Source organism: Achromobacter animicus, from assembly GCF_902859585.1.
In the GTDB taxonomy this organism is placed as follows: domain Bacteria; phylum Pseudomonadota; class Gammaproteobacteria; order Burkholderiales; family Burkholderiaceae_B; genus Achromobacter; species Achromobacter animicus.
This window is the reverse complement of sequence record NZ_CADIJM010000003.1, coordinates 63,719-84,286: the sequence shown is the minus strand read 5'-3', so window position 1 is coordinate 84,286 and position 20,568 is coordinate 63,719. Positions and strand designations below refer to the sequence as shown.

Here is a 20,568-nt window from a genome sequence, read left to right as displayed (position 1 = left end):
AACCTTGCCGCGCCGCGTGACAAGAACATACTTTCTACGGAATAAACAAAATGGCTATTACCGACGTCGTCGTTCCCCAACTTTCCGAATCCGTTTCCGAAGCGACCCTGCTGACCTGGAAGAAGCAGCCGGGCGCTGCCGTTGAAGCCGACGAAATCCTGATCGAAGTCGAAACCGACAAGGTCGTGCTGGAAGTGCCGGCCCCCGCCTCGGGCGTGCTGGCCGAAATCGTCAAGGGCGATGGCAGCACCGTGACCTCGGGCGAAGTGCTGGCCCGCATCGACACCGCCGCCAAGGCTGGCGCCGCCGCCACCGCGCCGGCTGAAGCCCCGAAGGCCGCCGAACAAGCCGCAGCTGCTCCCGCGCCCGCCGCTGCCGCACCGGCCTCGACGGCCGCCGCCGGCGTCGCTTCGCCCGCCGCCTCGAAGATCCTGGCCGAGAAGGGCGTTGACGCCGCTTCCGTGGCGGGTTCGGGCCGTGACGGCCGCGTGACCAAGGGCGACGCCCTGGCCGCCAGCGCCGCTCCCGCCAAGGCCGCACCGGCCAAGGCCGCCGCCGCGCCCGCCCCGACCACGCTGTCGCTGGATGGCCGTCCGGAACAGCGCGTGCCGATGAGCCGCCTGCGTGCCCGCATCGCCGAGCGCCTGCTGCAATCGCAGCAAGAAAACGCCATCCTCACGACGTTCAACGAAGTCAACATGCAGGCCGTGATCGACCTGCGCGCCAAGTACAAGGACAAGTTCGAAAAGGAACACGGCATCAAGCTGGGCTTCATGTCGTTCTTCGTCAAGGCCGCCGTTGCCGCGCTGAAGAAGTACCCGCTGATCAACGCCTCGATCGACGGCAAGGACATCATCTACCACGGCTACTTCGACATCGGTATCGCTGTCGGCAGCCCGCGTGGCCTGGTGGTGCCGATCCTGCGCAACGCCGACCAGCTGTCCATCGCCGACATCGAAAAGACCATCGCCGACTTCGGCCGCCGCGCTGCTGACGGCAAGCTGGGCATTGAAGAAATGACCGGCGGCACGTTCTCGATCTCCAACGGTGGCGTGTTCGGCTCGATGCTGTCGACCCCGATCATCAACCCGCCGCAATCGGCCATCCTGGGCGTGCACGCCACCAAGGATCGCGCCGTCGTCGAAAACGGCCAGATCGTCATCCGCCCGATGAACTACCTGGCCCTGTCCTACGACCACCGCATCATCGACGGCCGCGAAGCCGTGCTGGGCCTGGTCGCCATGAAGGACGCCCTGGAAGATCCGCAGCGCCTGTTGCTGGACCTGTAATCTCGACGCCCCTGACCGGCGCCGCGCCCGACCTGCTGGTTGCGCGGCGCCCGGGCCGGCTCCCCGCCGGCCCGCAGCCCGACTGCGCTGGGCAGGAAGTGCGCTTCTTCATCCCTCATTCGCGAGAACACTATGTCCAAACAATTTGACGTCGTCGTGATCGGCGCAGGCCCCGGCGGCTACATCGCCGCCATCCGCGCCGCGCAGCTCGGCATGTCGGTCGCTTGCATCGACGCCTGGCAAAACGGCCAAGGCGGCCCGGCTCCCGGCGGCACCTGCACCAACGTCGGCTGCATCCCGTCCAAGGCGCTGCTGCAATCGTCCGAACACTTCGAACAAGCCAACCACCACTTCGCCGAGCACGGCATCGAAGTCAAGGGCGTCAGCCTGAAGCTCGACACGCTGATCGGCCGCAAGAACACGGTGGTCAAGCAGAACAACGACGGCATCCTGTACCTGTTCAAGAAGAACAAGGTCACGTTCTTCCACGGCAAGGGCGCGTTCAGCGGCCAGGTGGAAGGCGGCTGGGCCATCAAGGTCACCGGCACCGCCGAGGAAGACCTGGTTGCCAAGCACGTCGTGGTCGCCACCGGCTCGTCGGCGCGTGAACTGCCCGGCCTGCCGTTCGACGAAAAGGTCGTGCTGTCCAACGACGGCGCACTGAACATCGGCGCCGTGCCCAAGACGCTGGGCGTCATCGGCGCCGGCGTGATCGGCCTGGAAATGGGCAGCGTGTGGCGCCGCCTGGGTTCCGAAGTCACGATCCTGGAAGCGATGCCGGAATTCCTGGCCGCCGCCGACGGGCAAGTGGCCAAGGAAGCCCTCAAGGCTTTCACCAAGCAAGGCCTGAACATCCAGATGGGCGTCAAGATCGGTGAGATCAAGGCGACCGCCAAGTCGGTGACCGTGCCCTACGTCGACGCCAAGGGCGCCGAGCAGAAGCTGGTCGTGGACAAGCTGATCGTCTCGATCGGCCGCGTGCCCTACACCGGCGGCCTGAACGCCGACGCCGTGGGCCTGAAGCTGGACGAGCGCGGTTTCGTGGCCGTCGACGGCGACTGCAAGACCAACCTGCCGAACGTCTGGGCAGTGGGCGACGTGGTGCGCGGCCCGATGCTGGCGCACAAGGCCGAAGAAGAAGGCGTGGCGGTTGCCGAGCGTATCGCCGGCCAGCACGGTCACGTCAACTTCGACACCGTGCCGTGGGTCATCTACACCTCGCCGGAAATCGCCTGGGTCGGCAAGACCGAGCAGCAGCTCAAGGCCGAAGGCCGCGAGTACAAGGCCGGCAGCTTCCCGTTCCTGGCCAACGGCCGCGCCCGCGCGCTGGGTGACACCACCGGCTTTGCCAAGGTGATTGCCGATGCCAAGACCGACGAAGTCCTGGGCGTGCACATCGTGGGCCCGATGGCCTCGGAACTGATCTCGGAAGCCGTGACCATCATGGAATTCCGCGGCGCCGCCGAAGACATCGCCCGCATCTGCCACGCGCACCCGACCCTGTCGGAAGCCGTGAAGGAAGCCGCTCTGGCCGTGGACAAGCGCGCGCTGAACTTCTAAGCCGCGTCTGACTTCTGCAAGACCGGGGGCGGGTTCCAGGACCCGCCCTTTTCTTTATTCCCTTCAGCTTGATCCGGTTCCCCTATGAACGTCAGCGACTACTACGAACACGCATTGGCCGAACGCGGCTACAAGCCCGACGACGCGCAGAAGAAGGCGATCGACCGCTTGCAGCGCTATTACGACGAATGGGTCAAGTTCAAGTCGATGCGCTCGAATGCGCTGAAAAAGCTGCTGAACCGTCCCGACGTGCCGCGCGGCGTGTACCTGTGGGGCGGCGTGGGCCGCGGCAAGAGCTTCCTGATGGACGCGTTCTATGCCACCGTGCCCGTCGTGCGCAAGACGCGTCTGCACTTTCACGAGTTCATGCGCGGCGTGCACCGCGAACTTGAGGAAGTGAAGGGCATGCAGGATCCGCTGGACGAGGTCGCCAAGCGCGTGGCCAAGCGTTACCGGCTGATCTGCTTTGACGAATTCCACGTGTCCGATGTAGCGGACGCGATGATCCTGCACCGTCTGCTGCTCAAGCTGTTCGAATACGGCACGTCCTTCGTGATGACGTCCAACTACGAACCGTCCACGCTGTACACCGATGGTCTGCACCGCGACCGCGTGCTGCCCGCCATTGCGCTGATCCAGTCGCGCATGGATGTCATGAACGTGGATGCGGGTATTGATTACCGCCGCCGCTCGCTGGAGCAGGTGCAGAGCTATCACACGCCGCTGGACGAGAACGCGCAGAAGGCGCTGCAGGCGGCCTTCGATGCATTGGCGGATACGCCGCCGCAGGATCCGGTGCTGCACATCGAGCACCGCGAGATCCGTGCGCTGGCGCTGGGCGGGTCGGTCGTGTGGTTCGACTTTGCCACGCTGTGCGGCGGTCCGCGTTCGCAGAACGACTACCTGGAACTGGCCAACCGCTTCCACGCCGTGATCCTGTCGGGCGTGCCGCGCATGGGTCCGCGCCAGGCTTCCGAGGCGCGCCGCTTCACCTGGCTGATCGACGTGTTCTACGACCACCGCGTCAAGCTCATCATGTCGGCGGAGTGCGAGCCCGAAGAGATCTACACAGAAGGCGCGCTGGCCAACGAGTTCCACCGGACGGTGTCGCGCATTCTGGAAATGCAGTCGCGCGAGTACCTGGAATCGGAACGCCGTCTGGCCGTGACGTTGTAGTAAAGCCTCATCCGGTCCTCATTTCAGGGGCTGGGTGGGCGCAATCATTGTTAATGCAAGTCATTATCAATTAAGATTTTGGGACTTTTGGTTCAGCGCCGCAGTCTCAAACCGTGTCTTCCACCTTGCTTTCCTCATCGGCCCCGTGCGTCGACGCCCAGGTCGCGCCTGTCGATGGCCTGTATCGCGATCACCGCCCGTGGCTGTTCGGGTGGCTGCGCCGCAAGCTGGGTTGCGAACACCGCGCGGAAGACCTGGCCCAGGACGTCTTTGTCCGGGTGATCCAGGGCCGCAAGCAGGTGCGCGCCAGCGAGGCGCGCGCGCTGCTCACCACCATTGCAAAAGGCCTGGTGGTCGATCACCAGCGGCATGCCGCGCTGGAGCATGCGTATCTGGCCTATCTGGCCACCGTTCCCGAATCCTATGCGCCATCGCCCGAGGCGCAGGCCGAGCAACTGCAGGCGCTGGTTCAGCTGGATCGCCTGCTGGACGGCCTGCCGCCCAAGGCCCGCGCGGCTTTCCTCTTGTCGCAGCTGGATGGCCTGACGTATCCCGAGATCGCCGAACGCCTCGATGTGTCGCTGAGTTCGGTGCAGCAGTACATGGTGCGCGCGATGTCCGCGTGCTATGCCGCGATCCATGCCTGACGCGGCCCACGGCGCGCCTGTGGACGCCCGCCCGACCGATGCCGTGGTGCGCGAGGCCATCGCGTGGTGGGCGCGCCTGCAATCGGGCATTGACGATGCGCGCGACCACGAATCCTGCCGGGCCTGGTTGGCCCAGGACCCCGCGCACCGCGTGGCGTGGGATCAGCTGCAGGACATCGGCCGCAATGCGCGCCGCGTGCCGGCGGCCCTGGCGCACTCGGCGCTGAATGCGCCTGCCTCGCACGGCCGGCGCGCCGCGCTGCGCTGTCTGCTGGCCGGCGCGGGCATCGCTGTCACCGGGTGGGCGGGCTACCGCCATGCCCCGTGGCAACGGCTGGTCGCCGACTACAGCACCGGCGTGGGCGAGCGCCGTGCGCTGGCGCTGGCGGACGGGCTGCGCGTCACGCTGAACAGCGATACCGCGGTGCGCGTCAACGTCAGCGGCAGCGCGCGCGACATCGATCTCCTGCGTGGCGAGATGCTGGTGCAGGCCGAGCCGCGCCCCGGCGTGCAGGCGCTGCGCGTGGATACCGGCTACGGCGAACTGCGGGCCGAGCGCGCGCGGTTTGACCTGCGGCGCACGGCGGACGGTTCGCGCGTGGGCGTATATGAAGGCAGCGTCGCGCTGCTGCGCCAGGGCGTGATGACGCAACTGAGCGCCGGTGAACGGCTTGCCTACGCCGACGACGGCGAGGTCCGCCGTGGCGCGTCGGACCCGGATCGCCTGGCGTGGGTGGACGGGATGGTGGTGGCCAAGGAGTGGCGGCTGGACGATTTTGCCGAGCACCTGGCGCGCCAGCGGGTGGGCGTGATCCGCGTTGATCCCACGGTGGCGGCATTGCGGCTGTCGGGCGTGTTTCCGCTGGACGACGCCGAGCGCGCGCTCAAGGCGCTGGAACACACATTGCCCATCGCGGTGACGCGCCGCACGCAGTACTGGCTGCAGGTTGGCCCCAGCGGCGCCTGAGTTACAAATTTTCTTGCCGGCGCATTGCAGGTTTTCCATCCCCGTACGGAAAGCAGAAAGAAACCACCGTACAGGGAGATGTTTGTGTCCGCTTCAATCCACCCGCGCCTGCGCACACCGATGACCGCCGGCCGTAAAGCTGTGCTGGCCGCGACCTGCGCCGGGGCGCTGTTTGCCGGTGCGCCGGCGGCTTGGGCGCAGCCGGCGCCTGCCGCAGGTGCGCAAGCCACCGCCAATGGCCAGCGCAGCTACCAGATTCCCGCAGGGCCGCTGGCCGACGCGCTGACCCAGTTCGCGCGCAGCGCCGGGGTGGTGCTGTCGTTCGACCCGGCGCTGGTGCGCGGCCGGCGTTCGGATGGGTTGAATGGTTCTTACACGGTGGGCGCGGGCTTCTCGCGCATCCTGGCGGGCAGCGGCCTGCAGGCGCGCGCGCAGTCGGGCAACACCTGGACGCTGGCGCCCGCGCCGGTCTCCACGGGCGACACGCACACGCTCGCGCCGGTGACGGTGACGGGCATGTCGGACAGCGCCTTTGCGCCCACGGTGGGCTATGTGGCCACCGCCAGCGCCAGCGCCACCAAGACCGACATCCCGTTGATCGAGACGCCGCAGTCGGTGTCCGTGGTCACGCGCGAACAGATCACCGAGCAGGGCGCGCAGACGCTGAACCAGGTGCTGCGCTACACGGCGGGCGTTGCCACCGAGTCCCGCGGCGCCACGGCGACCCGCCTGGACCAGTTCAACGTGCGCGGGTTCTCGGCGTCCACCTATCTGGACGGGCTGCGCGTGTTCGGCGGCCGCGATGCGCTGCCGCAGGTCGACGCCTTCCGCCTCGAGCGCGTCGACGTCCTGAAGGGCCCGGCGTCGGTGATGTACGGGCAGGGCGGCCCGGGCGGCGTGGTGAACCAGGTCAGCAAGCGTCCGCTGGAAGAGCCGCTGCGCGAAGTGGAGTTGCAGGTCGGCAACTACGACTTCCGCCGCGCGAACTTCGACTTCGGCGGCCCCATCGACGAAGAGGGCAAATACCTGTACCGCCTGGTGGGCTCGGGCTACATGTCTGACGGCCAGGTTCAGGACACCAAGGAGCGCCGCTACTTTGTGTCGCCGGCGTTCGCGTACAAACCCAATGCGGACACGTCGCTGACCATCCTGACCAACTTCCAGCACGATCCCGACATGGGCTCGTACGGCGCCGTGCCGGCGATGCGCACGCTGCTGCGCGCGCCCGACGGTTTCCGTCTGCCGGCCGATTACTACGATGGCGACGCCAATTTCGAAAAGAGCGACCGCAAGAGCTATTCGCTGGGCTACATCCTGGACCATCGCTTCAACGACACCTTCAAGGCGTCGCAAAGCCTGCGCTGGACGCATTCGGACGCCAAGTACCGTAGCGTCTACGGCGCGATGACCAACTATTACGGATACACCGACCCGACCTACCTGTATCACCAGCGCGCCTCCATCGCGACGGACGTGGACGTTGGCGCGCTGACGATCGACAACAACCTGCAGGCGCGGTTCAACACGGGCAAGATCGGCCACAACGTGCTGGTGGGCTTTGACTATCAGCACGTCAAGACCGACACGCTGTCGGGCTTTGGCTCGGCGCCCCCGCTGTACGTGAAAAACCCGGACAATTTCCAGAACATTCCGGTGCCGGCGTTCTCCAGCGACGCGTCCACCACGCAGTACCAGACGGGCGTGTACTTTCAGGACCAGATCAAGATCGACCGTCTGTCGTTCCTTTTGGGCGGGCGCTACGACTGGTCGCGCAACGTGGGTGAAACGACCGCCATCGCTTCCGGCCGTGTCACTCCGTCCAAGTTGAACGCAGAAGCCTTTTCGGGCCGGATCGGCGCCATCTACAACTTCGACAATGGCGTGGCGCCGTACTTCAGCTATTCGGAATCCTTCGAGCCGCAGTCGGGCACGGGGTGGAACAACACGCCGTTCAAGCCGATCGAGGGCAAGCAGTACGAGGTGGGCATCAAGTACCAGCCGCCGGGTTCGGCCACGTTGCTCACGTTCGCGGCGTTCGACATCCGCCGCGAGAACATGACGACCACCGATCCGGATCCGACGCACGTGTGCGGCACGGCCGGCGGCCGCTGCTCGATCCAGGCGGGCGAGCTGCGCACGCAGGGCATCGAGCTCGAAGCCAAGACCGAGCCGATGCGCGGACTGTCGCTGATTGCCGCGTACTCGATCATGAACAACGAGTACACCAAGGCCTATCCCAATGCGGCCGGCTTCGACTTGACCGGCAAGACCCCGGCCGCGCTGCCGTCGCAACAGGCGTCGGCGTGGGCGCGCTACCAGCTTCAGGAAGGGCCGCTGGCCGGCCTGGGCGTTGGTGGTGGCGTGCGCTACATCGGATCGTCCTATGCGAACGAAGCCAACACGCTGAAGGTGCCGAAGGTCACGCTGGTGGACCTGATGCTGGACTACGACCTGGGCCGCGCCTCGCCCGCGCTCAAGGGCATGCAGGTGGCGCTGAACGTGCAGAACCTGTTCGACAAGGAGTACATCGCGTCGTGCTCCGGCGAATCGTGGTGCTGGTTCGGCTACCAGCGCTCCATCAAGGCCAGCTTGCGGTATCGCTGGTAAGCAGCGCCAAAAGGCGGCTCCCCGGCGAGCCGCCTTTTCTTTGGTCCGAGACTGCCGTTCCTGACTTAACGAGAATCGTTATAATTCAGGCCTTATACAGGGAAAGGCGGATAAGCTCGGAAACCCCGTCCCCACCCCGGGTCCGCCACGGACCCGCCACCACCTAGAACTCCCGTGAAAGCTCCCGCAGCCGGCGCAGGCATGATGCGCTACAGAATGGCCGTTTTCTCTCGCGCGACGGCCGCCATCCTGGGCGGCTACGCCCTGGCTTCGGCGGCGGCTGCCTGTCTGGCGGTCTGGCTGCCCATGGGGCGCGCCGACGCCGTGACCGCGGCGCAGATGCTGTCCTTCGTGGTCTACGCCTGCGGCGTGATCTGGGTGTTCGCCACGCGCAGCGCCTGGCGCGCCTGGGCCGGCATCCTGGGCCCGGCCGCGCTGCTGGGCGGTTTATTCCTGGCTCATCGGCTGGTGGCGGCATGAAGGCGGCCAAGCACAAGCATCCCGGCGAAGAGGGCATTCGTCAGTCCATGTCCTGGCTGCACACGTGGGCAGGCCTGATCTTCGGCTGGGTGCTGTTCGCCATGTTCCTGACGGGCTCGCTGGCCTTCTTCCGGCCCGAGATCACGCGCTGGATGCAACCTGAGGTTCAAGCGCAGCCGGCGCCGGCAGTGCAGGCCGTTGCCACGGCGCAGCGCTATCTGGCGGAACACGCGCCGGACGCCAAGCGCTGGTTCATCACGCCGCCCTCGGATCGCGAGCCCCTCATCCAGCTGCTGTACCAGACGCCCAAGCCCAAGCCGGGTGAACGCGGGTTCGTGCGCGTCAAGCTGGATGCGGCCACCGGCGAGCCCGTGACGGCGCGCCAGACGCGCGGCGGCGACTTCTTCTACCGCTTCCATTTCGAACTGGAGACCGCGTTTCCGTGGGGGCGCTGGCTGGCCAGCATCGCGGGCATGTTCATGCTGGTGGCGATCATCAGCGGCATCATCACGCACAAGAAGATTTTCGCGGACTTCTTCACCTTCCGGCCGGGCAAGGGCGGGCAGCGCGCCTGGATGGACGGCCACAACGTGCTGTCGGTGCTGGGTCTGCCGTTTCACCTGATGATCACCTTCAGCGGCCTGGTGCTGTTCATGGTGATGCTGATGCCGGCGGGCATCCAGGCCGTATACGACAATCCGCGCCAGTTCACGAGCGAGGTCTTCAAGGCCAACAAGATCACGCCGCCGCAGAACCAGCCGGCGCCGCTGGTCGACATCGCGCCGCTGGTGGAACAGGCCCAGCAGCATTGGCAGGGCCGCCTCGGGCGGGTGACCGTCAACAACCCCGGGGATGCGGGCGCCACCATCACGCTGGTTCGCAACGTGGGTGACGGCGTGTCGTACGGGCTGCTGGCCCCCTTCATGCGCTTTGACGGGGTGACGGGCGCGCTGCAGGAGGCCGAGGACGATCACAGCGCCACCGTCGTGACCACGGGCGTCATCACCGGCCTGCACCTGGGCCTGTTCGCCGAACCGCTGCTGCGCTGGTTCTATTTCATCGTCAGCCTGGCCGGCACGGCCATGGTGGCCACAGGCCTCGTGCTGTGGATCGCCAAGCGCCGTCAGAAGGCGCGGCAGGGCGACGCGCGGGAAGCCTTCTCGCTGCGTCTGGTCGACGGCCTGAATGCGGGCACCATCGCGGGCGTCGTGTTCGGCGTGGCGGCTGTGTTCCTGGCCAACCGGCTCCTTCCGGCCGACATGCCCGGCCGCCAGGTCTGGGAAGTGCGCGCCTTCTTCATGGCATGGGGGCTGTCGCTGGTCTACGCGTTTCTGTTCCAGCGGCGCAAGTGGCAGGACCTGCTTGCCATCGCCGCCGTCGCGCTGGCGCTGGTGCCCGTGGTCAATGCGCTGACCACCGACCGGCACCTGGGCGTTTCCCTGCCGCAGGGCGACTGGGTGATGGCGGGCTTTGACCTGACGTGCCTGGCCAGCGCCGTGTTCTTTGCCTGGATGGCGGTGAAGGCCGCCCGCGCCCGCAAGGCGCCCGCCAGAACGGCGGGCAAGCCGCGCGCCGCGCGCAACGAAGCGGTCAAGGCCGCCGTCGCCGCCACTGCCCATATCCCGACAACCGCCCCAGCCCCCGCCCACGAACCCGCCGTCCCGGCCGCCGTGCACCGGACCGCTTTTGAACCGCGAGGTGATACGCCATGACGCTTGCCGCCTTCTGCCTGGCCTATGCAGGGTTTTCCGCCCTGTGCCTGGGCATGGACCGTCACTACGAAGACCTGTTCGACCGCGCCTTGCCGCGCCGCCATCGGCTGCCGCTGCGGCTGTTCGGCTGGGCGTCGCTGGCGCTGTCGTTGTGGGCCTCGGCGGCGGTCTGGGGCTGGAGTTACGGCACGGTCGAATGGATCGGCATCCTCAGCATCGCCGGTCTGCTGCTGATCTGGTTCCTGACCTTCCGGCCGCGCGCCGCGCTGACCGCGGGCGGCCTGTGCGCGCTGGCGGCGCCAGTGCTGGCGGTGCTGTAAACACGGGGCCTCGAGTCTTTCCGGGGCGGGGCCGGGCTGCGGCACGTTACACTCAGGGCTTCCCCTAGCAACCGCCTTCTCGCCTCATGAACACCCGCGTCCTTACCGGCATCACCACGACTGGAACTCCCCATCTCGGCAACTACGCGGGCGCGATCCGTCCGGCGGTGCAGGCCAGCACGCAGCCCGGCGTGGACGCATTCTTCTTCCTGGCGGACTACCACGCGCTCATCAAATGCGACGACCCGGCGCGCGTGGCGCGCTCGCGTCTTGAGATCGCCGCCACGTGGCTGGCGGTGGGCCTGGACCCCGAGCGCGTGACGTTCTACCGCCAGTCGGACATCCCCGAGATCCCCGAACTGAGCTGGCTGCTGACCTGCGTGACCGCCAAGGGCCTGATGAACCGGGCGCATGCCTACAAGGCCTCGGTGGACCAGAACGTGGCCAAGAACGTGGATCCGGACGACGGCATCACCATGGGGCTGTTCTCGTACCCGATCCTGATGGCTGCGGACATCGTCATGTTCAACGCCAACAAGGTGCCCGTGGGCCGCGACCAGATCCAGCATCTGGAAATGGCGCGCGACATCGCGCAGCGCTTCAATCATCTGTATGGCCGCGAGTATTTCTCGCTGCCGGAGGTGGTCATCGAAGAAGATGTGGCGACGCTGCCCGGGCTGGACGGCCGCAAGATGTCCAAGAGCTACAACAACACGATTCCGCTTTTCGAAGGCGGCAAAAGCGCATTGCGCGCCTCGGTGATGCGCATCGTGACTGACTCGCGCGAGCCGGGCCAACCCAAGGACGCCGAATCGTCCCATTTGTACACGCTGTACCGCGCATTTGCGACGTCCGAGCAATCGACGGCGTTCCGCCAGCAGCTCGAGGCCGGCATGGGCTGGGGCGATGCCAAGCAGGCGCTGTTCGAGCACCTGGAAAACCTGCTGGCCCCGATGCGCGAAAAGTACGTGGACCTGATGGCCAACCCGGGCCGCATCGAAGACATCCTGCAGGCGGGCGCCGCCAAGGCGCGCAAGCTTGCCGTGCCGTTCATGCAGGAACTGCGCGAGGCCGTGGGCCTGCGCACGTTGGGCGCCGCCGCTACGGCGGGCAAGAGCGCCCAGGGCAAGAAGGAAAAGTCCAAGGGCGCGCGTTTCGTCAGCTTCCGCGACGAGGACGGCGGCTTCCGCTTCCGCCTGCTGGCGGCCGATGGCGAGGAACTGTTGCTGTCGCAGCGCTTCGCCGATCCCAAGGAAGCGGGCGCGCTGATGCGCCGCTTGCAGTCCGAACCCGCCGACAGCGTCCTGCAGGCACATGCCCAGGGCTATGCGGTGGTGATCGACGGTGTGACGGTCGCCACCGCGCCCGAAGGCGTGCAAGGCGAACCGGCTGCGGGCATCGCGCGCACGCGCGAAGCGCTGCTGTCGCTGGCGCAGGAATAACCGGTAGCGGGTAGCGGATGGACAAAGACGGCGCGGGCAATCCGCGCCGTTTTGCATTCAGTTCAGGCGTGCGCTGGCGACGATGCGCCCGTCGCGCACCTGAAAGCGCTGCACGCGGCCTTGCCCCGCGATTTCAAGCTGGTCGCCGTCCGAATAGCCCGTGACGTGGGGACAGTCCAGCCATTGCGGATTGATGAACGGAAAATACTTCAGCGTGCCGCTGCCCTCGCTGGCGAAATCGAACGTGGTGTTGGCCACGACTTCGGGATCCCATTGGCTGGCGTCGTAGGTGATCACGCAGCCGATGCCGATGCGGTAGACGATGCTGGCGCCCATGCTGGCAAATCCCAGCGCGCCCACATGCAGTTGCGCGCCATTGCGCAGTTCGATGACCCGGCTGCCCAGGCGTTCGAGTGTGACGTGCTTGAAGGTGACCGCGGCGCTGTCGACGATCAGATGCGAATACTGACCCAACGTCACGTCGCCGTAGACGCCGCTTGCCGTGGCGTCCTTGTCGGCGATGGTTGCGGTTTCGTTTGCGGCGAGCGTAATGGTGCTGAGCATGACGGAACGGATCTCCGGGCTATCAGGGGGCGCGCTCTTGTTCTGATGCTGCTCCCCGACAGGCGCTTCGCGCAGTAGCTCGCCTGACCGCGGGTGGTTGTGCCGCCGGTGAACGCTTTAGTGAAAGACAGCGTCATGCCGGTTTTTATTATTTAGACACAATTAGATATTTTCACTTATTTCTGTGGTGCCGAATTGCGGGAGCGCAACAAAAGCGCGTGATCTAGGGGTAAGCCCCTAGGTTGCAGGGGCGACTGAAGGTGATTTGAAGGGGCTGCCCAAAAGAAAATCCCGGCGCCTCGGGCGCCGGGATTTCGGTAAAGCAGGGATGCCGAGGGATCAGCGGATCAGCGCTTCAACTTGGCAAAGGCGTCGGCCATGGCGCTGTTCATCGACGCTGCTGCGCCGCCGCCTGCGTTGCGGCCGCCATCGCCCTGACGGCGCGGGCGATCACCGCCCTTGGGCGCATCGGCGCTGCGGCGGGCGGGCGCGGCGGTGTCGTTCAAGCGCATGGTGAGCGCCACGCGCTTGCGCGCGGCGTCCACTTCCAGCACCTTGACGCTGACCGTCTGGCCCACGCGCACCACGTCGCGCGGATCCTTCACGAACTTCTCGGCCAGCGCCGAGATGTGGACCAGTCCGTCCTGGTGCACGCCGATGTCGACGAACGCGCCGAAGTTGGCCACGTTGGTCACCACGCCTTCCAGCACCATGCCCGGGTACAGGTCGTTCAGCGTTTCCACGCCTTCCTTGAACTGCGCCGTCTTGAACTCCGGGCGCGGATCGCGGCCGGGCTTTTCGAGTTCGGCGAAGATGTCCTTGACGGTCGGCAGGCCGAAGCGCTCATCGGTAAAGTCCGACGGCGACACGCCCTTCAGGGCTTCGCGCTGGCCGATGATCTGCTTCACTTCTGCCTTGATCTTGGCCACGATGCGCTCGACCACCGGGTAGGCTTCGGGGTGGACCGACGAGGCGTCCAGCGGGTTGTCGCCGTTGGGGATACGCAGGAAGCCGGCAGCCTGTTCGAATGCCTTCTCGCCAAAGCGCGGAACCTTGCGCAGGACCTCGCGCGTGGGGAACGCGCCGTTTTCGTCGCGGAAAGAGACGATGTTCTTGGCCAGCAGCGAGTTCAGGCCGGACACGCGGGCCAGCAGCGCGGCCGACGCCGTGTTCACGTCCACGCCCACCGCGTTCACGCAGTCTTCGACCACGGCGTCCAGCGAGCGCGCCAGTTCGCGCTGGTTGACGTCGTGCTGGTACTGGCCCACGCCGATGGCCTTGGGATCGATCTTGACCAGTTCGGCCAGCGGATCCTGCAGGCGGCGGGCAATGGACACGGCGCCGCGCAGCGTCACGTCGAGGTCGGGGAATTCCTGGGCGGCGATTTCGGAGGCCGAATACACCGACGCGCCCGCTTCGGAAACGACGACGCGGGTGACCTTCAGGTCGGGGAAGCGCTCCATCATGTCGCCGACGAGCTTTTCGCTTTCACGCGAAGCCGTGCCGTTGCCGATGGCGATCAGGTCCACGTTGTGGCGCGCCACCAGCGCGGCCAGCGTGTTGATCGTGCCTTCGCGGTCGCGGCGCGGTTCGAACGGGTACACGGTGGTGGTGTCGACGACCTTGCCGGTCTTGTCGATGACGGCGACCTTGCAGCCCGTGCGGATGCCGGGGTCCAGACCCAGCACGGCCTTGGGGCCGGCCGGCGCGGCCAGCAGCAGGTCTTTCAGGTTGGCGGCGAACACGCGAATGGCCTCGGCTTCGCCGCTTTCGCGCAGGCGGCCGATCAGTTCGCTTTCGAATGCGGTCAGGAGCTTGACGCGCCAGGTCCAGCGGCAGACTTCGCCCAGCCAGCGCGCGCGCGGCGTGGCGTCCAGTGCGAACAGGCCGTTGCCGAGCTTCAGGAAGTTGGCGATACGGGCCACGCACGGATGCGGCGTCTGGGCTTCGAGGTCGGCTTCCAGGCCAAGGCGCAGCTCGAGCACGCCTTGCTGGCGGCCGCGCAGCAGCGCCAGGATGCGGTGCGAGGGCAGGGTGCGCAGCGGCTCGTTGAAGTCGAACCAGTCGCGGAAGTTGGCGCCTTCGGTTTCCTTGCCCTCGATCATCTTGGAGTACACCAGGCCGGTGGACCACAGGTGCTCGCGCATGTCGGCCAGCAGGTCGGCGTTTTCGGCGTAGCGTTCGGCCAGGATGTCGCGCGCGCCATCGAGCGCCGCCTTGGCGTCGTTGATGGCGGCTTCGGGATTGAGGTATTGCGCGGCCAGCGCGGCGGGATCGCAGGCGGGATCGGCCAGGATGACGTCGGCCAGCGGTTCGAGGCCGGCTTCGCGGGCGATCTGGGCGCGCGTGCGGCGCTTGGGTTTGTACGGCGCGTACAGGTCTTCCAGGCGTTGCTTGGTGTCGGCCGTGGCGATTTCCTGCTGCAGCTCGGGCGTCAGCTTGCCTTGCTGCGAAATGGATTCCAGGATGGCGCCGCGGCGTTCTTCGAGCTCGCGCAGGTAGCCCAGACGGACTTCCAGGTTGCGCAGCACGGTGTCGTCCAGGCCGCCGGTCGCTTCCTTGCGGTAGCGGGCGATGAAGGGCACGGTGGCGCCGTCATCCAGCAGTTCCACCGCCGCAGCGATCTGGGAGGCGCGGGCGCCCAACTCGGTGGCGAGCTGAGCGACGATGCGGGCGTTGTCGACGCCGGTGGCGACGTTCGTGATAGTGGAAGTTTCAGACATCTCTATACGACGGCAAAAAGGGAAAACGAGGGGCGGATTGTGCCATAAGCCGTTGTTACGGAACGTGGCCGAAGTGACTGATCCGTCCCTCTGCCAAGGGCATTGCGGCAGGCCGCAAGCAGGAAACCGGCGCGCCAGCGGGTATCATTTGGGGCCCTACATTAGGCTGCTGTAATGCTGGACCTGGACATATCCGAATTCTTTGACGAGGACGGGCCGCTGGCCACGGCCTTGCCCGGCTACAAGCCGCGTCCATCGCAGGTGGAACTGTCGCAGGCCATTGGCCAGGCCATCCAGGACCGCGCCACGCTCGTGGCCGAAGCCGGCACCGGCATCGGCAAGACCTGGGCCTATCTTGTACCCGCCTTCATCCAGGGCGGCAAGGTGCTCATTTCCACCGGCACGCGCACCCTGCAAGACCAGCTTTTCGCGCGCGATCTGCCGCGTGTGCGCGCCGCGCTGGCTGCACCCGTCACGGCCGCGCTGCTCAAGGGCCGCGGCAACTACGTGTGCCACTACCACCTCGAACGCCTTCAGGGCGACGAGCGCGCGCTCAAGTCCCGCTCCGAAATCCAGCAGCTGCGCCAGATCCAGGTGTTCGCAGGCATCTCCAAAACGGGCGACCGCAGCGACCTCGCGCAGGTGCCCGAAGACGCCGACATCTGGCAACGCGTCACGTCCACCCGCGAGAACTGCCTGGGCCAGGAATGCCCGCGCATCCGCGATTGCTTTGTCGTCAAGGCGCGCCGCCAGGCGCAGGAAGCCGACGTCGTCGTGGTCAACCATGCGCTCTTCATGGCGGACTTGATGCTGCGCGAAGAGGGCGTCACGGACCTCCTGCCTGAAGCCGACACCGTCATCTTCGACGAAGCCCATCAATTGCCGGACACCGCCACGCGCTTTCTGGGCAGCAGCGTATCCACGCACCAGTTGATGGACTTCGGCCGCGCGCTGGAAGTCGCGGGGCTGGCCTATGCGCGCGAAGCCGCCAAATGGAGCGACGTCAGCCGTCACATCGAAACCGCAGCGCGCGAGTTGCGGCTGGTCTGTGCGCCGCTCGACAAGATGCCGGGGCGCAAGGCCACGTTCGAGGCCATCCCCAATCCCGAGGAATTCGACGAGGCGCTGCTGTCGCTGCGCGAAGCCATCGACAGCGCCACCAAGGCGCTGGGCGCCGTCGCCGAAAAGCATCCGGATCTGCTCGCGGCTGCGCGCATGGGCGCGGAGATTTCGGTCAAGCTCAAGCGCTGGGCCACGCCCGGGCGCAGCAGCGGCGCGCACGACGACGAAGGCTGGGGCCGCGACGATCAGGCCCCCGTGCAGAGCCCGCTGGGCGACGGTCCGTCCACGCCCGCGGCATTGCTTGAAGGCGCCGCGCAGGCCGAACAATGGACGGGCCCGGCCGTGCGCTGGGTCGAACACGGCCTGCATCACGTGCGGCTGCATTCGGCGCCGCTGTCCGTGGCGCAGGCGTTCTCCAAGTTCCGCAAGCCCGGCCAGGCCTGGATCATGACCTCGGCCACGCTGTCGATCAACGGCGAATTCACGCACTTCACCAGCCAGCTCGGCCTGGATACCGCCCGCACCGGCAAATGGGAGTCGCCGTTCGACTACCCCGAGCAAGCGCTGCTGTTCGTGCCGCGCGGCATGCCTGAACCGCAATCGCCCCAATTCCTGGAACGGTTCGTCCAGACGCTGATGCCGCTGCTTGAGGCCAGCCCGGGCGGCACGCTGGTGCTCTGTACGACGCTGCGCGCCGTCGACAAGGTTGCCAACCTGCTGGCCGACGCCTTCGACGACGCGGGTCATGACTGGCCGCTGCTCAAGCAGGGCGAGGGCACTCGCCGCGATCTGCTGGACCGCTTCTGCAAGCTCAAGCATCCGGTGCTGGTCGGCAGCGCCAGCTTCTGGGAAGGCATCGACCTGCCGGGCGACGTGCTGACGCTGGTGGCGATCGACAAGCTGCCGTTCGCGCCGCCGGACGATCCCGTCATCGAGGCCCGCCTGCGCGCCTGCCGGGCGCAGGGCGGCAATCCGTTTGCCGAATACCAGTTGCCCGAAGCCGCGATCTCGCTCAAGCAGGGCGCGGGCCGGCTTATCCGTACCGAATCCGATTGGGGCGTGCTGATGGTGGGCGACGCGCGGCTGGTGGAAAAGCCGTACGGCAAGCGCCTGTGGCGCGGCCTGCCGCCGTTTGCGCGCACACGCGAACTGGAAGAGGTGCTGGCGTTCTACCGGCGTAAACGCGGACCGGACGACGCACACCCCCCCCCCCCCCCCCCCCCCCCCGCGCGCCCAGCAGGCGAAAAAAAGCCCTTCAGAAATCTGAAGGGCTTTTGCTTCCCATGCAGGCGGAATCAGTTGAAGGGATTCCACCAGCTCCTGTCGGCCTTCAGGCCCTGGGTCCGGAACGCGCTGTTCGGGAAGTTCTTGTCGTAGACGCGCTGGGCATCGTTCTTCAGGTCGGTCATGTTCAGTTTGTCGTACGACTGAACCATCAGGTAGAGGGCCTCTTCGGTGGCGGGGGCGCCTTCGAAGTCGGTGATGACGGTCTGCGCGCGATTGGCGGCGGCCACGTAGGCGCCGCGTTCGTAGTAATAGCGGGCGACGTGGACTTCGTTCATGGCGATGGTGTTGACCAGCCACGCCACGCGCTTTTCGGCGTCGACGCTGTACTTGCTTTCGGGGTAGCGCTTGATCAGCTCGGTGAAGGCGTCATAGGACGCGCGCAGACCCTTGGGATCGCGCTCGGCCGGATCCTGGCCGGTGATGTTGCTCATGAAGGCGCTGGCCGGCGTGAAGTTGACCAGGCCCTTCAGGTAGAGCGCGTAATCGGTGCCGGGGTGATTGGGATAAAGCTGCTGGAAGCGGTCGATGGCGGCGAGCGCCTGCTCGTTTTCGCCGTCTTTCCAGTTGACGTAGGCCAGTTCAAGCAGCGCCTGCTGCGCGTAGACGCCGAACGGGTAGCGGCTTTCGATGGCGGTCAGGCGCTCGCGCGCTTCCTTCCAGCCGCCCGACGCCATTTCGGCCTTGGCGTCCGCGTAGAGTTGTTCTGCGCTCCAGTTGGTGGTCTTGTCGTATTTGCTGTCCGCCCCGCTGCAACCGGCGATGACGATGACGGCAAAAAGCGCGATGACCACGCGCAAAACCGACCCGCTGCGGGATGCGGGGTTCGAGGGAGCTGCAGGGTGGTGAATCACGAGAATCGTATCCTTGGTGTTAGCATGGCAGGCTGATTATATGATTTGTCTCCATGTCTGATACAGCCGCCCGCGCAGATCTTGTTTCCGACGATAGCGCCGACGAAAATCTCGACGAATCCGGCCGCGGGGAGCCGCAACTTGTAACCGTGCCGTCCGCCACGCGCGCCGACCGGCTCGACAAGATCCTGGCCGGCCTCCTGCCCGACCATTCCCGCAACCGCCTGCAAGGCTGGATCGAATCCGGCAACGTCCTGGTCAACGGGGCGCCAGGCAAGATCCGCCAGACGGTCGGCCCCGGCGACGAACTCACCATCTGGGCCCAACCCGCGCCCGACGCGCTGGCCTTCACGCCCGAACCCGTCGAGTTCGGCGTGGTCGCCGAAAGCCCCGACTGGATCGTCGTCAACAAGCCGGCGGGCCTGGTCACCCACCCGGGGGCCGGCAACTGGAGCGGCACGCTGCTCAACGGCCTGCTGCATCGCTACCCGGAGCTTGCGCAGGTTGCCCGCGCGGGCATCGTGCACCGCCTGGACAAGGACACCTCCGGCCTGATGGTCGTGGCCCGCAACGACATCGCCCAGACCCATCTCGTGCGCCAGCTTCAGGCGCGCAGCATGGGCCGCGAATACGTGGCCCTGGCGCACGGCTGGGTTGCCGCCGCAGGCAAGGTCGACCGCGCCATCGGCCGCGATCCGCGTGTGCCGGTGCGCATGAGCGTCGAACGGCCCGTCGCGCCCAAGCCGGCCATCACCAATTACGCGCCGGCCCGGCGCGGCTCGGTGGAACCCGGCGGCCGTGTCACCGAAGTGGTATGCCGCCTGGAAACGGGACGAACCCACCAGATCCGAGTGCACATGGCCAGCCTGGGGCATCCGCTGCTGGCCGACACGATCTACGGCGGCAAGAACATTGCCGGGGCAGAGCGCCAGATGCTGCACGCCCGCGCACTCCATTTCGACGATCCCGGCGGCAAGGGCGACGTCCACTTCGACGCGCCGGTGCCTGCCGACATGGCGCAGGTCCAGGAGAGCATTGCATGGAACGCCTGATTGCAGACCTGCCCGTCGTGACGGGACCCGACTGGAATGGCGTCAGCTACTTCTGCACGACCCGCGCCGGTGGCGTCGGCGTGGCGCCGCATGACACCCTCAATCTTGGCCTGCGGGCCGAAGACAACCCGGAGGCCGTGGCCGAGAATCGCCGCCGCGTGCGCGCGGCAGTGCCGGCCGACCCGCTGTGGCTGCGTCAGGTGCATGGCAGCGAGGTCGTGGACGCGGACGCGATCGACGTGCCGGCCGAGCCTGCCGTGGACGCCAGCGTCACGGCGCAGCCCGGGCGCGTCCTGGCCATCATGGTGGCCGATTGCCTGCCGGTGCTCATCACCGACACGGAAGGCAAGGTGCTGGGCGCGGCGCATGCCGGCTGGCGCGGCCTGGCGGGCGGGGTCCTGGAACATACGCTGGACGCCATGCGCGCCAAGGCGCCGCAGGCGGCCGGTTGGCGCGCCTGGGTCGGGCCCGGCATCGGCCCGCAGCATTTCGAAGTGGGGCAGGACGTGCTGGACGCCTTCACCGCGGACGACCCGGCCACGGCGCGCTTTTTCGCGCCACGTGACGGCGCGGCCGGCAAGTGGCTGGCCGACCTCGCCGGATTGGCGGATTTCCGGCTGCGGCGCGCCGGGGTACAAGAGGTGTCCCTCAGCGGCGAATGCACGGTGACGCGCAAGGACCGGTACTTTTCCTACCGCCGCGACGGGGTGACGGGACGCATGGCAATGCTGGCCTGGTTGCATCCGGTTTGACGCCGCGCAAAGGCCGGGCCCGGGCTTGCGTTTTACCGTAGTAAGCCTCCTTGTATACCCGCATTGACAGTCCTGGA

15 protein-coding genes and 1 pseudogene are annotated in these 20,568 nt (G+C 66.7%); 13 read left to right on the top strand and 3 right to left on the bottom strand.

The window, feature by feature from the left end:
* Window positions 1-50 precede the first annotated feature (50 nt).
* From odhB to HV681_RS09500, 10 genes are all read left to right on the top strand, one after another.
* Window positions 51-1,289 (top strand): 2-oxoglutarate dehydrogenase complex dihydrolipoyllysine-residue succinyltransferase, encoded by a 1,239-nt coding sequence (odhB, locus tag HV681_RS09545; protein WP_175122879.1) that lies wholly within the window; start codon window positions 51-53, stop codon window positions 1,287-1,289.
* A 132-nt stretch (window positions 1,290-1,421) separates the two neighbouring features.
* The gene (lpdA, locus tag HV681_RS09540) at window positions 1,422-2,849 is read left to right on the top strand and encodes a dihydrolipoyl dehydrogenase (protein ID WP_056567795.1); all 1,428 of its coding nucleotides are present in this window, start codon (window positions 1,422-1,424) and stop codon (window positions 2,847-2,849) included.
* 84 nt (window positions 2,850-2,933) lie between these two features.
* Window positions 2,934-4,025, top strand: a complete 1,092-nt coding sequence (gene zapE / locus HV681_RS09535; protein ID WP_105237867.1) for a cell division protein ZapE — start codon at window positions 2,934-2,936, stop codon at window positions 4,023-4,025.
* A gap of 113 nt (window positions 4,026-4,138) precedes the next feature.
* Window positions 4,139-4,672, top strand: coding sequence for a sigma-70 family RNA polymerase sigma factor (locus tag HV681_RS09530; protein WP_175122878.1), 534 nt, complete (start codon window positions 4,139-4,141; stop codon window positions 4,670-4,672).
* Window positions 4,665-5,639 carry a FecR domain-containing protein gene (locus HV681_RS09525; protein ID WP_175122877.1) on the top strand — a complete coding sequence of 325 codons (975 nt, stop codon included), beginning with the start codon at window positions 4,665-4,667 and terminating at the stop codon, window positions 5,637-5,639. Before HV681_RS09530 ends, HV681_RS09525 begins: the two co-directional genes overlap by 8 nt.
* A gap of 78 nt (window positions 5,640-5,717) precedes the next feature.
* Window positions 5,718-8,246 (top strand): TonB-dependent siderophore receptor, encoded by a 2,529-nt coding sequence (locus tag HV681_RS09520; RefSeq protein ID WP_175122876.1) that lies wholly within the window; start codon window positions 5,718-5,720, stop codon window positions 8,244-8,246.
* A 201-nt stretch (window positions 8,247-8,447) separates the two neighbouring features.
* On the top strand, window positions 8,448-8,726 hold the full coding sequence (locus HV681_RS09515; RefSeq protein ID WP_175122875.1) for a DUF3649 domain-containing protein: 279 nt from the start codon (window positions 8,448-8,450) through the stop codon (window positions 8,724-8,726).
* Window positions 8,723-10,438, top strand: coding sequence for a PepSY-associated TM helix domain-containing protein (locus HV681_RS09510; protein WP_175122874.1), 1,716 nt, complete (start codon window positions 8,723-8,725; stop codon window positions 10,436-10,438). The genes HV681_RS09515 and HV681_RS09510 overlap by 4 nt, the downstream gene beginning before the upstream one ends.
* Window positions 10,435-10,758: a DUF3325 domain-containing protein gene (locus tag HV681_RS09505; RefSeq protein ID WP_056567777.1), complete on the top strand. Its 324-nt coding sequence runs from the start codon at window positions 10,435-10,437 to the stop codon at window positions 10,756-10,758. Before HV681_RS09510 ends, HV681_RS09505 begins: the two co-directional genes overlap by 4 nt.
* 86 nt (window positions 10,759-10,844) lie before the next feature.
* On the top strand, window positions 10,845-12,200 hold the full coding sequence (locus HV681_RS09500) for a tryptophan--tRNA ligase (RefSeq protein ID WP_175122873.1): 1,356 nt from the start codon (window positions 10,845-10,847) through the stop codon (window positions 12,198-12,200).
* Between the two features lie 57 nt (window positions 12,201-12,257).
* Here the strand turns inward: HV681_RS09500 and HV681_RS09495 are convergent, their stop codons facing one another.
* Complete coding sequence (locus tag HV681_RS09495) at window positions 12,258-12,764, bottom strand: hypothetical protein (protein WP_175122872.1); 507 nt, start codon at window positions 12,762-12,764, stop codon at window positions 12,258-12,260.
* Between the two features lie 347 nt (window positions 12,765-13,111).
* Window positions 13,112-15,487, bottom strand: a complete 2,376-nt coding sequence (gene tex / locus HV681_RS09490) for an RNA-binding transcriptional accessory protein Tex (protein WP_175122871.1) — start codon at window positions 15,485-15,487, stop codon at window positions 13,112-13,114.
* A gap of 174 nt (window positions 15,488-15,661) precedes the next feature.
* Here tex and yoaA point away from each other — a divergent pair.
* Window positions 15,662-17,728, top strand: a pseudogene (gene yoaA / locus HV681_RS09485) (DNA repair helicase YoaA); the annotation flags it as partial.
* A 116-nt stretch (window positions 17,729-17,844) separates the two neighbouring features.
* Here the strand turns inward: yoaA and HV681_RS09480 are convergent.
* A complete protein-coding gene (locus tag HV681_RS09480) occupies window positions 17,845-18,633 on the bottom strand; it encodes an outer membrane protein assembly factor BamD (protein WP_175123345.1) in 789 nt (262 codons plus the stop codon).
* 107 nt (window positions 18,634-18,740) lie between these two features.
* Between HV681_RS09480 and HV681_RS09475 the strand changes: the two genes are divergently transcribed.
* A complete protein-coding gene (locus tag HV681_RS09475) occupies window positions 18,741-19,739 on the top strand; it encodes an RluA family pseudouridine synthase (RefSeq protein WP_175122870.1) in 999 nt (332 codons plus the stop codon).
* A complete protein-coding gene (pgeF, locus tag HV681_RS09470; RefSeq protein WP_175122869.1) occupies window positions 19,727-20,491 on the top strand; it encodes a peptidoglycan editing factor PgeF in 765 nt (254 codons plus the stop codon). The genes HV681_RS09475 and pgeF overlap by 13 nt, the downstream gene beginning before the upstream one ends.
* Window positions 20,492-20,568: the final 77 nt, after the last annotated feature.